General features: G+C 67.8%; 12 protein-coding genes and 4 pseudogenes. 9 read left to right on the top strand and 7 right to left on the bottom strand.

Going from position 1 to position 10856, the window contains the following annotated elements:
* Positions 1-237: 237 nt before the first annotated feature.
* Positions 238-1635, bottom strand: coding sequence for a S8 family serine peptidase (locus ACF1GV_RS42300; RefSeq protein WP_391692461.1), 1398 nt, complete (start codon positions 1633-1635; stop codon positions 238-240).
* 550 nt (positions 1636-2185) lie between these two features.
* Here ACF1GV_RS42300 and ACF1GV_RS42295 point away from each other — a divergent pair.
* From ACF1GV_RS42295 to ACF1GV_RS42285, 3 genes are all read left to right on the top strand, one after another.
* Complete coding sequence (locus ACF1GV_RS42295) at positions 2186-2422, top strand: hypothetical protein (RefSeq protein ID WP_391692459.1); 237 nt, start codon at positions 2186-2188, stop codon at positions 2420-2422.
* A 120-nt stretch (positions 2423-2542) separates the two neighbouring features.
* Positions 2543-2782, top strand: coding sequence for a hypothetical protein (locus ACF1GV_RS42290; protein ID WP_391692458.1), 240 nt, complete (start codon positions 2543-2545; stop codon positions 2780-2782).
* A 106-nt stretch (positions 2783-2888) separates the two neighbouring features.
* Positions 2889-3125, top strand: coding sequence for a DUF6207 family protein (locus tag ACF1GV_RS42285; RefSeq protein ID WP_391692457.1), 237 nt, complete (start codon positions 2889-2891; stop codon positions 3123-3125).
* On the opposite strand, the gene ACF1GV_RS42280 is transcribed toward ACF1GV_RS42285, so the two are convergent.
* Positions 3103-3267, bottom strand: a complete 165-nt coding sequence (locus ACF1GV_RS42280) for a hypothetical protein (protein WP_391692456.1) — start codon at positions 3265-3267, stop codon at positions 3103-3105. The genes ACF1GV_RS42285 and ACF1GV_RS42280 overlap by 23 nt on opposite strands.
* Positions 3268-3682: 415 nt before the next feature.
* On the opposite strand from ACF1GV_RS42280, the pseudogene ACF1GV_RS42275 reads away from it, so the two are divergent.
* From ACF1GV_RS42275 to ACF1GV_RS42255, 5 genes and pseudogenes are all read left to right on the top strand, one after another.
* Positions 3683-3947, top strand: a pseudogene (locus ACF1GV_RS42275) (transposase family protein); the annotation flags it as partial.
* Between the two features lie 167 nt (positions 3948-4114).
* The gene (locus ACF1GV_RS42270) at positions 4115-4762 is read left to right on the top strand and encodes a serine/threonine-protein kinase (protein WP_391692454.1); all 648 of its coding nucleotides are present in this window, start codon (positions 4115-4117) and stop codon (positions 4760-4762) included.
* 611 nt (positions 4763-5373) lie between these two features.
* On the top strand, positions 5374-5646 hold the full coding sequence (locus tag ACF1GV_RS42265) for a hypothetical protein (protein ID WP_391692452.1): 273 nt from the start codon (positions 5374-5376) through the stop codon (positions 5644-5646).
* A 284-nt stretch (positions 5647-5930) separates the two neighbouring features.
* Positions 5931-7099: pseudogene (locus ACF1GV_RS42260) on the top strand (IS110 family transposase).
* Between the two features lie 41 nt (positions 7100-7140).
* Positions 7141-7346, top strand: a pseudogene (locus ACF1GV_RS42255) (DUF6233 domain-containing protein); the annotation flags it as partial.
* 16 nt (positions 7347-7362) lie between these two features.
* Here ACF1GV_RS42255 and ACF1GV_RS42250 read toward each other — a convergent pair.
* The 5 genes and pseudogenes from ACF1GV_RS42250 to ACF1GV_RS42230 form a co-directional block, all read right to left on the bottom strand.
* Positions 7363-7527: pseudogene (locus tag ACF1GV_RS42250) on the bottom strand (XRE family transcriptional regulator); the annotation flags it as partial.
* 10 nt (positions 7528-7537) lie between these two features.
* A complete protein-coding gene (locus ACF1GV_RS42245; RefSeq protein ID WP_391692463.1) occupies positions 7538-7663 on the bottom strand; it encodes a hypothetical protein in 126 nt (41 codons plus the stop codon).
* 78 nt (positions 7664-7741) lie between these two features.
* Positions 7742-8068, bottom strand: a complete 327-nt coding sequence (locus tag ACF1GV_RS42240; protein WP_391692450.1) for a hypothetical protein — start codon at positions 8066-8068, stop codon at positions 7742-7744.
* A 96-nt stretch (positions 8069-8164) separates the two neighbouring features.
* The gene (locus ACF1GV_RS42235) at positions 8165-8338 is read right to left on the bottom strand and encodes a hypothetical protein (RefSeq protein ID WP_391692448.1); all 174 of its coding nucleotides are present in this window, start codon (positions 8336-8338) and stop codon (positions 8165-8167) included.
* Between the two features lie 198 nt (positions 8339-8536).
* Positions 8537-9268: a dienelactone hydrolase family protein gene (locus tag ACF1GV_RS42230; protein ID WP_391692446.1), complete on the bottom strand. Its 732-nt coding sequence runs from the start codon at positions 9266-9268 to the stop codon at positions 8537-8539.
* Positions 9269-9328: 60 nt separating this feature from the next.
* Here ACF1GV_RS42230 and ACF1GV_RS42225 point away from each other — a divergent pair.
* Positions 9329-10209, top strand: a protein-coding gene (locus ACF1GV_RS42225; RefSeq protein WP_391692444.1) for an IS5 family transposase whose coding sequence is annotated in 2 segments (ribosomal slippage) — positions 9329-9700 and positions 9703-10209 — 879 coding nt in all. Because the reading frame shifts where the segments join, the coding sequence is not laid out codon by codon here.
* Positions 10210-10856 lie beyond the last annotated feature (647 nt).

The raw sequence follows: 10856 nt of genomic DNA, 5'->3' as shown, positions 1-10856 counted from the left end.
ACCAGATACGACAAGACCGCCACCTCATACGAGGCAGCGGTCAGTCTCGCGTCGCTGCTGCTCTGGGCAAGATCCGTTTGAAGACGGACCCTAGTCCGGCCGTCACAACCCCCGGCCGCGGCCGCCCCGCCCCTCGCTGGGGATCGGGCCCTCCAACGGCGAGGACGGCTCGCGTCGGGCCAGGGCGTCGAGCCGTCCTCAGGGGTGGTGTGTGCGTGCGCTACCGCGCGACCGCAGTCAGCGGTGGTGGGCGGCCGTCCAGGCCAGGGCCGACACGAATCGCAGGGCGTCGATGGTGCCGACGCCGGTGGCCATGTCGTAGCCGTTGACAGCCTTGTAGCCGGTGACGCCGGCGTAGCTGTTGTCGGTGCCGTCGTTGACGTCGATGACGCCGGTGCCGCGGTGGCGAGCCAGGCCGTAGAGGGCTTCGTTGATGTCGCCGACCCGGTGTCCGGCGACCTGGTCGGCGAGGGCGACGATGCCGGAGAACAACGGGCTGGCCTCACTGGTGCCACCGGAGACGTCCCAGCCGCTGGCGGTCGGGTCGAAGCTCGAGTAGATCCAGGCCCCGCCGTTGACCGCGGCAGCCATCGACACGTCCGGGGTGCCGCGGCGGGCGCCGACGACGTTCTTCACGCCGTTCTGGAAAGCCGGGCGGGAGAAGACGTGTGACTGGCCGCCGCCGCCCGCGCCGTTGTCGTTGTAGACGCTGTCCGGCTTGACGCGCCGGCCCTGGTTGTCCAGGTGCAGTTGCGTGCCGCCGATGGAAGTGACCAGCGGGTCCGAGGAGGGCCAGGAGTTGACACGCTCCTTGTAGTAGCCCTTGCCGTCCGCGGTCGCGTCGGTGGCACCGCCGTCGCCGGAGGAGGCGAGCACGGTCACGTGCTTGCGGTTCGCTTCCTGGAAGGCGTAGCGCAGCTTGGCGATGCTGGAGAAGTCGCCCTTCTCAAAGCCGGGGAAGGTGTTCTCGGTGGCGCCGAAGCTCTGGGTGATGACGTCGCCGACACCGCGGTCGATGAGGTACTTCTCGGCATCCATCATCTCCGGCAGACCAGTGGTGCCCTCGGTCTCGGCCACCGCGGTCTCCACCAGCACGATCCGGGCGCCGGGTGCCACGGCGTGCGCCATCTCGACGTCCAGCGTGCTCTCTCCGGCCCAGCCCGTCATGTCCGCGTTCTTGGGGTCGAAGACGGGGACGTTGCCCCACTTGACCACCTGCACCTTGGTGCTGGGCAGCCCGAACTGCTTGCTGTAGACGTCCAGGTCGTGCTGGATCGTCGGGGACCCGAACGAGTCGACGATGACGATCGTGCGTCCCTTGCCCGTGATGCCCTTGCGGTACAGCGGGTTGAGGTTGTACGCGGTGCGGTACTGGAGCGGGTTGTAGCAGGCGATCTTCCACTTGGCCTGGCACTGATCGGTGGGCAGTGGCGCGGCCACGCCGTGGACGAGGGTATGCCCGACGATAGCCGGTACCGCCTTGGTGTGCGGCACGGCGGCGGGCGCAGCCGCGCTGGTCGCGCCAGCTGAGGGAGCGGTCGCCAGGGCGGCGGCGGCGAAAGCGGCGGCGGCGACGGTGGCGGCGACGGTGGCGGACGCCGCAGCGGCGCCTCGTCCGGTACGGACTATGTGCACGAAATCTCCCCTGGGATGTGCGCGGAGTCGCACGAAGTGGTCTCGCACATCCCATCGATTAAGTCATGCACAGGACAAGACGGTTGAACGGTCGATGCCGAATCCTTTACCCGCAGCGCACCTCGAAGACTGCGCCGGCCGGACGTAGGCGTGCCGTCCGAAGCGGTAACGCTCACGACGGCTGAGACAGTGCCAGGTGACACCGATCGCGCCGGTGACACCCTGCTCGCCGGAGTCTTCAGCGACCACCTGCTGCGACGCCTTGCCCCCGTGAGGTCCGGATCGTCCACCGCTGCCGGCCCGGCGAGTTCGGGCGCACTGTCAACCGCAGTTGATGCTCCTACTTCGTGGGCAGCAGCAAGCTGCTCTTGCACAACAGCTGCCGTATATTCCCCAACCGGGGGCCCCTACCATCGCGGAAGAACCAGCCCTGGCGGAGCGGTGCGGTATCCGGCCTGTCAAGCCGGGATCGGCGGACTGGGAGCGGTACATCGGCTTCGACGGCGAGCCCGTCAAGTGGGCCGTGCTGGAGGACGGACAACTGGTCATCATGCCGAAGACTGTCATGCAAGAGGAGCTCTCCCACCCGGTGCTCTGCGGTGGCGGGGCGGTCCGGGCCGCCGGTGAGGCGGAGCTCGCGGGCGGCAACGGTCAGTACTTCGGCCTGCGCATCGACAGCCGCAGCGGTCACTACTACATCCCCGGGGACCCGTTCTGGGCACCCGGCGGCGGCGCCGAGCAGATCGGCAGGGAAGCCTTCGCAGCGGCCGGAGTGCGATTCCAATGACCAGTCCCTTCGACGACCTCTTCCGGCTCGATCTCGGGCAGCACACAGCGCAACGAATGGCTGCTGCGCGACCTGTGGTTGCGCACCTCGCTGGTGGATGCGGTGGGCCCGCGTACGGATGTGCCACTGCTGGATCCCCGGCCGGTCCTCGAACAGGCGCTGGACGCCATGCCGATGAGCCGGCAGCAGGCCGCCGCACTCGCGCCGCGGCGGCGAGAGCTGGAAGTCGCGCGCATTTTGGAGCTGCGCATGATCCGGCGTCTGCTGAACCCGGTACGGCGGCTCGCCCCGCTGCTCACGGGTCATCCCCGCTACAGCGAGTACGAGGCGTGGGAGCGCCTGGCCGGCGAGTTGCCGTGACCTGCCCAGTCTGAGCCGAACGCAGGCACGGTACAAACGCCGAGGGCGCCTCCTGACGCGGGAGGCGCCCTCGGCGCCATAGGGCGACTGCCTCGAGATCAGTCGGGTGAAGGAGCACCGGTCGCGAAACTGCAGCTGCCGGGGACTCTTCCCTGACGTCCACGTGGCAGTGGCGGGACTGGCTGTAGTGGAGGTGGCGGCTGCCGATGACACGACCGCCGCCTTCGCCACCAGGTGTCGCTCGGCTCGGTGCGCCATCGCACCGGCGGACGCCGCAGACGGCCGGTCGCTGCGACCGGCGTCCAACTGCGCTCTGCGTCTTACCGGGCGAGCACGACAGTGACCGGCACGTTGGGGCACTTGTTGAGGTTCTCCGCCAGGGCGGCTTGTTCGCCTTCGTCGGTGCTCAGGCCCCAGCGCAGCTTGCCAGCGATCCAGTCGGTGACGTACGGGGAGCGATAACCCTCGGCCGGCGGCAGCCACATGGTCTGATCCTGGTCCCCCTTCGATCCGGTTCGACGCGGCCGACACCGCGATCGATGCCCGGTCGTCGCCCAGGTCGTTGGCGTACGCCTCCCGCTCTTCGGCCGACCACCGGAAAGCGCCGGAGTCCCACGCCTCGGCCAGCGGCACGAGGTGATCGATGTCCAAGCCGCGCGGGCCGTCGATGTACCGGTCGTCATCCGGGGAGTACCACTGGCCTCCGGTCAGGGTGCAGCGCGGGCCCTGCTCGGAGGCGATGACGGCCTCGTCCTTGAGGACCTCGGCGCGGGTGTTGCAGCCGTCCTTGTCGGCGTCGACCCAGTGCTTGAAGGCGTCACGCTGGTAGCCGGTACGGTCCTCCGCGGCGATGGGCAGCTGGGCCAGGACGTCCCGCACCGGGGCGGTGAGCGTCTGGCCCGGATCGCGCAGGGCGCCCCCATCCTCGCCGACCGCGCCTACCAAGGTGCCGGCCTCTGGGTCACCACCGGACTCAAGCCCACCGGGCGGTGAACTCACCCTCACCCAGCGCATCGTCAACCGGGCTCTGGCCGCGGCGAGGGCGCCGGTCGAACGCGGCATGGCCCAGCTGAAGTCCTGGCAGATCTTCCGCAGATCCCGGATCAGTCCCAACCGCATGACCGTCATCACCAGAGCCGTCCTCACCCTGGAGAGGCAACGCTGAAAACGCTCATTGAGCCCGATACGATCGAGGGCCGCTTCAGGCGGCGCATGGGGAGTACTTAAGGCGAGGGGGGCTTCGTCGTGTCCAGTCAGGTGCAACCACTGCAGCTTGGAGATCCGAGCACTGTGGGGCCCTACCGGGTCGTGGGGCGACTCGGATCGGGCGGTATGGGCACCGTGTATGCCGCGCTCAGCGCGGGCGGTGAGCGGTTGGCTGTGAAAGTCGTGCATCCAGCGCACGCTGCGAACTCGGAGTTCCGGGCCCGGTTTCGGCGGGAGGTGCAACTCTCACGACGGATCACGGGGCCATGCTTGGTGGCAGTACACGACGCTGACGTCGACGCGCCCTCACCGTGGCTTGCGACCGCGTTCGCACCCGGCCTTACTCTCGACCAACACGTCAGCGAAATCGGCCCATTGGCGGGTGCCGGCTTGTACGTTCTGGCAGCTGGCACCGCTGCCGCCCTCGCGGCCGTGCACGAGGCCGGCGTGACCCACCGGGACGTCAAACCGCAGAACATCATGCTGACCCCCTCGGGACCGGCCGTCCTCGACTTCGGCATCGCCCACGCTTTGGACGGAACTTCCGTCACCCGCACCGGCGTGATCACCGGCACACCCGGCTGGATCAGCCCCGAGCATTACCGCACCGGCGCTGTAGGCCCACAAGGTGACATCTTCGCTGGGGAGCGCTCATCGCCTACGGAGCAACCGGCCGCCTGCCCTTCGGTACCGGGGCTGCCGATGCAGTCGCCTTCCGCGTTCTGTCAGCCGAACCCGATCTCGACGGCCTCCCTGACGACCTTCACTCCCTAACGGCAAGGGCCCTCTCCAAGGAGCCGTCCGACAGGCCGACAGCCGCGGACCTCGCCCGAGCATGCGGACGGCTGCTTGCTGCTCAGACCACAGCCGTCATCAGCCCCACTTCCCAGCCACCGACCCTGATAACTGACCTCGTCACTCTCCATTGGGACATACCGCCTGCCACTGATGCGCCATGGCCCGTGCCACCGCAGGGCAAAAGACGCACTCGCCTGTACATCGCGGTCGCCGCTGCCGCAGCTATCGTGGGCGGCCTCGGTGGTGCCGCCCTCGTCGCCGCCCAGCCCTCCTCAAATGCGGCGCGGCAGCAACCTTCAGCGGTCCACCAGCAGACACCGACGGTCGCTAGCCCAGAGCAGCAGTCCCCCACCGCAAATGACAGTACAACTGCCCGCACGCCGAATGCGGCGGCTCCCGCCTCACGCGCGTCGCAGGCTCCGTCGGAGCCCTCCCCCGCTTACACCCGCACCGACACCTTCGAGCCCACTGTCGATGAGTGGGCCGCTGCCCGGGTCCCAGCCACTCCAGCGGAGAAAGCCGCCGCGCAGCGCTTCATCACGGAGGCCACTCCGATCCTTCAAGGCAAGACTTACCTGAACGACGCCGTGACTGTCAGCTTCAATCCGGAGGCACAGACGATGTTCGTCACCTTCGGTCCGGGCATCTACCCCGAAGGACAGGACTACCACGACGACCCGGACTACACGGACACCGTCCGCGCCCTCATGTTCGGCAGCTGCTCGGAAGCTCAGCAAGACTTCCGCGACCAGGACGCCTGGCCGTACGGCCGGACAGCCGTCGTCTACCGCGAATCCATGGCCAGCCCGATCATCGCCGACTTCCGCGACGTCACCCACATCGACAGCTGCCGCGTGTGAAGTACTCGCACGCTCACTCCGGCGGGCAGCGCGACTTCCCCCCCCCCGTTACCTTCTTCGTGGCTCCGCGATGGGGCCTCCGGCCTTCGGGCGCGGCATGACTTCCCCCTCCTGTTGTTCAGGATCCGGGGCGTGGTGTCACCGGGTTCGGGGACATCGACGGACCGCTGATGAGGGGCTTGAGCACCGGCTTCACCCAAGACCGGAAGAGCTCTCCGTAACGTGGATGTGGCAGCTCGGTGCCGAGGCGAGGCCGGACGACAGCGTGATGGAGGGGCCTACACGTGATCGACACCGGCGACATCGACGTCTTCCTCGGCCTGGACGTCGGCAAGGGCGAACACCACGCCACCGCCGTCACCCCGGCCGGGAAGAAGGCGTTCGACAAGCGCCTGCCCAACACCGAACCCAACCTCCGCGAACTGTTCGCGAAGCTCCAGGCCAAGCACGGAACGGTGCTGGTCGTGGTCGATCAGGTCGTGGTCGATCAGCCGGCCTCGATCGGGGCCCTGCCGCTGGCGGTCGCGCGGGACATGGGCTGCCCGGTCGCCTATCTGCCGGGCCTGACGATGCGGCGGATCGCCGATCCCTACCCGGGCGAGGCGAAGACGGACGCGAGGGACGCATTCATCATCGTCGACGCGGCCCGCGCGATGCCGCGCACACGGCGGCCCATCGACGGCGAGGACGAGACAATCGCCGAGCTGGAAATGATCGTCGGCTTCGACGACGACCTGGCTGGCGAGGCAACCAGGGGCGCGAACCGGCTCCACGGCCTGCTCACGCAGATCCACCCGTCGCTGGAACGGGTACTGGGGCCGCGATTGCAGCACCCGGCCGTCCTCACCCTGCTGGAACGGTTCGGCTCCCCGGCCCAGATCCGCAAGGCCGGCAGGCGGCGGCTCGTCACCCTGCTGCGGCCGAAGGCACCGCGGATGGCCGAGCGACTGGTCGAGGAGATCTTCGCCGCTTTGGACGAGCAGACCGTGACGGTCCCGGGCATCGAGGCGGCCGCACTGATCGTCCCGAGCCTTGCCGCTTCGCTCACCGCCGTGCTCGACCAGCGCAAACTTCTGGCCGGGCGGATCGAGGAACTCCTGGAGGACCACCCTCTTTCCAAGGTCCTGACGTCGATGCGGGCATCGGCGTCAGGACCGGAGCCCGCATCCTGATCGAGGTCGGCGACGGCAGCACCTTCCCGACCGCCAGCCACCTCGCCGCCTAAGCAGGTCTCGCCCCGGCGACCCGGAGCTCGGGCTCCTCGATCCGCGGCGACTCTAGACGTGGAAACGAGCAGCTTAAATGGGCCTTCTTCGCAATTCTCAGTTCGACTCACGACCAGGCGGCACTCCCGATCGTCGAGCGGTTCCTTCACCACCCCACCCCGAGGTCCGCAGGGAAGCGGCAGAAGCGGCGAACGAACTGCGCTGGAGCCAGGACTCGACCGAGATAGCCCAGTAGCTCTGGGGCTCGGCCGTAAGGCAACTGCGTTGGCTGGCGAAGGCCCCCGGCCGCGGTCCCGGCCGGGGCGGTGTCGTGCACGCCGTCGACTGCGAAAAGGCGCCGGCTGGGCGCCGGTGCTGCCGCTGGACCGGGCGTTGGACGCAGCCGAGCAGCCGGGGGTGCGGCTGTGCTCGCTGTGCGGCGCGGCCGCGGAGCTTGACCCGGTCCTGAAAGGCTTCGACCACGGGTTCGGGTGATGGTGCGCGAGGGTTAGTATCGCTCGACGGTGCGCTGGGAGATGCGCAGCATCTGGGCGACCGCCTTTGTCCCCTTGAGCTGCTTGACCAGGTAGCGCATCTGCGCACCCGCGCTCTTGGGCGCGGGGCGGGTGAAGGCCTTCTGCACCGCGGCCTCCAGGCCGTCCCCGAACAGGCTCATCGCCGCCTACCTACTCTCCACTGTCGACGTCGGTGACGGTGCCGTCCTTGATGTACCGGGCGAGGTTGAGTTCCGGCGCGTAGAACCGCTCGCGGACCTCCTCGCCCCACAGCGCTCTCGCCCGGCGACGGGTCAACGTTCTGTAGACCCTGCTCCGTGACGGGCGGTGCTACTAACCGGCACCACCCGTCACGGCAGCGGCTTGACAACAAGATTAGTAATCGGTGAGATCCACGATCACATCACAGTGCGGATCGTCGGAAGGCTGGTGCAGGTGCTCGTTCGCCAGGAACGCGGGGGACACCACAGCGCCAAGCAGTCCGGGTGCCGTGTGGCTGATCAGCGCGTCCACACCGTAGGTGCGGTCACGCTCAGGTGACCGGAGGTAGAGGCGCATGCGGTCGTCACCGGTAAGGACCGCGCCGATGAGCAGCGGCTTCCACGGCACGTGCGTGGTGACGAAGGAGCGGACGATGGCGAGGAGGCGGCCCGTGGCCGCCTGCTCGCCATCGGGCTCGGGAGGATTTACAGCTGGGCCCATGCCGGACACTTGTTCCCCGGTTGGTTGTTTGCAGTACGCCGTGATGACGCCGATCTTCTGTCCGCGACCCGCATCGTAACGGCCGTCCGTTGTCTTCTACGTGTACTGCACGACCACCGTGAACTTCGCCTGCCGCGGCCTCGAGACGCCAGTTTCGAACTCGATCCCGCCGTATTCCAGGTGGCCGTGATGGTCGTCCCGGTCTACACGGCCGTGGAGGGTCGCGTACAGGGTGGAGCATTTCTCGATGTTGTCGACCTCGCCGGACATGCCGACCCGCTTGCGGTCCGCCGACCGCGATCCGGATGTGACTCCGCTATTGATCCGAGAGCGGGAGCGCTTGCCACATTCAGGTCATAGCGAGCACGCTCAGCGACCACCGCGCCTGCAGGCAGGGGAAGGATGCCGCCTGCCCACAGCGTGTGAAGGGCTCCTGCGTTTGCGTGACCGGTTCACGCAGGTGCGGTCCTACAGGTGCGACGCCAAGGTGGCGTACACCTTCCGCCAGGCATCGGCGCCGGCCTGGGGAGCGTAGTCGGCCGGGCGGTCGGCGCAGGCGAAGCCGTGGCGGGCTCCCGGGTAGGTGACCAGCTCATGCGGCACCTCGGCCTTGGTGAGTCGCTGTTCCGCCTGTTCCCACTCCTCGGCCCCGATGATTTGGTCCAGTTCGCCGCGGAAGCCCAGCACGAACGCGCCGCCCGTGGCGATCCGCTCGCTGGTCTCCAACGGGGGCACGGGACCGACCAGTGGAAAGCCGCTGTTCAGCAGCCATCCCGGGTAGAACACCACGGCCAACTCGAAGCTCAGCTCGGTCGCAGCCCGCACCGCGATGTGACCGCCCATACTCAGGCCTAGGAATGCCACGCCCCGCTCCCCGGCGTCGGCGCGCGCAGCCGCCAGCGCCGCGGATGCGTCGGCCACCAGTTCGTCCCGGTCCAGTGCGCGCATCAACACCAGGCCGCGCTCGCGTTCCTCGGGCGAGTAACCGAGTTCGGTGCGGCGAGCGTTGCGCCAGTAGTAGTCGGGCGCCAGCGCGGTGTACCCGGCCGCCGCCAACTCCGCGCAGGTCCCTCGCACGTAGGCATTCACTCCATACAGTTCGGAGCAGACGACCACGGCGCCCCGCACCTGACCCGCGGGTCGGTGCACGTACGCCTCTATGCCAGCTGCCTCGCCGAGCGTCTCCCACTGACCAGTCATCACTACCCCCGTATCTGAGTTGCCGACTCAACACTAGGCTCGGTCTTCAAAGATCGCTAGATGGTGGATCATGGTGGGGTGGTACGCCGTCATGAACTCACTGACCAGGAGTGGGAGTTACTCGCTCCGCTCATACCGCGGGCCAAGACCGGGCGGCCGCGGGTGGAGGACCGCCGGGTGGTCAACGGCATGGTCTACAAGATCCGGACCGGGATCTCCTGGCGTGACCTGCCCGAACGCTACGGGCCGTGGAAGACGGTCTACACCCGCTTCCGCCGCTACGCCCTCGACGGCATCTTCACCCGGGCCCTGCAGCAGATGCAGGCCCGGGCTGACGCGGCCGGAGACATCGACTGGCTGGTCCAGATCGACTCCACCATCGTCCGCGCCCACCAGCACGCCGCCGCCACGGGCCGAAAAGGGGGATCCGCCGGCAGGACGAACCGGACGATCACGCCCTCGGCCGATCCCGAGGCGGACTGACCACCAAAATCCACCTCGCCTGCGACGGCCGGGGACGGCCGCTGGCCGTCCTGCTCACGGCCGGCCAGCGCCACGACGGGATCTGCGCACGCCCGCTTCTCGAGCGCATCCGAGTGCCCCGCCTTGGTCGGGGTCGGCCCCGCTGCCGACCGGACCACGTACTCGCGGACAAGGCCTACGCCTCCCGCGGCCTCCGTACCTACCTGCGCAAGCGCGGCATCGCACACACCATTCCGGAGAAGCGCGACCAGCAACGCCACCGCCGCAACCGGGGCCGTGACGGCGGCCGCCCTCCTCGGTTCGACCGGGAGACCTACCGTCGAGGCAACATCGTCGAACGCTGCTTCAACCGGCTCAAGGGCTTTCGAGGCATCGCTACCCGATACGACAAGACCGCCACCTCCTACGAGGCAGCGGTCAGTCTCGCGTCATTCCTGCTCTGGGCAAGATCCGTTTGAAGACGGACCCTAGTGCCGATCGCGACCGCTCAAGCAGACGAGGGCCCAGTCAGCCAACGGGTTGAGACGTATGTCCACCCCAGGCCGGCGGGATGGAGCGGCTCCGTGCCCTAGCCTCTGATGACTCCTCGCTCCCCGTTCTTCCACACGAGACGACAGGAAAGGCGACGTCTTTCGCGCCTCGAGCGAAGGAGGAGTCTGCACAGCCCATAGCTCCTGACCGCGCCTCGTCCACCGCCGGGAAGGCGCCTGTCGTATCACTGCCAGAGCCTGCTCACACAATGACGCTGCAAGAGTGCGTCCTTGGGCTCGCTAACAAGCAGTTCTACGTCAAGTCCCGGTTCGCCGTCTGCTTCGGACACCAATTCGACCAGGTGTGGATACAAAACAACCGGCCTGTAGGAACGAGTCACTTCGACGTCGTAGTCATAGGTACGTTCCCGAAAGACAGCCGGACTATGACCGCAACCTACTACTACACAGATTTCGCAGCCACTGGCAAGAACGACGCACGGAAGCTGCAGATCACCACCAACGCCACGATTCCTAAGACCTAGAGGTTGTCCCGTATGGGGTGTGAGTTATCCGGTGAGAGCCAGGTTGTGGAGCCGGGCGATGCCGAGCATGGCCTGGTGAACGCCGTAGCC

Source organism: Streptomyces sp. NPDC014006, from assembly GCF_043088925.1.
In the GTDB taxonomy this organism is placed as follows: domain Bacteria; phylum Actinomycetota; class Actinomycetes; order Streptomycetales; family Streptomycetaceae; genus Streptomyces.
Note: the sequence above shows the minus strand (reverse complement) of the source record. Positions and strands in the feature narration are given on the sequence as shown.

What these genes read in the sequence shown, in the direction of transcription:
- ACF1GV_RS42295 (WP_391692459.1), top strand. Translation starts at nt 2,186, where the DNA reads ATGCCGAAGACTGTCATGCAAGAGGAGCTCTCCCACCCGGTGCTCTGC.
- ACF1GV_RS42280 (WP_391692456.1), bottom strand. Translation starts at nt 3,267, where the DNA reads ATGTGGCTGCCGCCGGCCGAGGGTTATCGCTCCCCGTACGTCACCGAC.
- ACF1GV_RS42270 (WP_391692454.1), top strand. Translation starts at nt 4,115, where the DNA reads ATGGGCACCGTGTATGCCGCGCTCAGCGCGGGCGGTGAGCGGTTGGCT.
- ACF1GV_RS42240 (WP_391692450.1), bottom strand. Translation starts at nt 8,068, where the DNA reads ATGGGCCCAGCTGTAAATCCTCCCGAGCCCGATGGCGAGCAGGCGGCC.
- ACF1GV_RS42235 (WP_391692448.1), bottom strand. Translation starts at nt 8,338, where the DNA reads ATGTCCGGCGAGGTCGACAACATCGAGAAATGCTCCACCCTGTACGCG.
- ACF1GV_RS42230 (WP_391692446.1), bottom strand. Translation starts at nt 9,268, where the DNA reads ATGACTGGTCAGTGGGAGACGCTCGGCGAGGCAGCTGGCATAGAGGCG.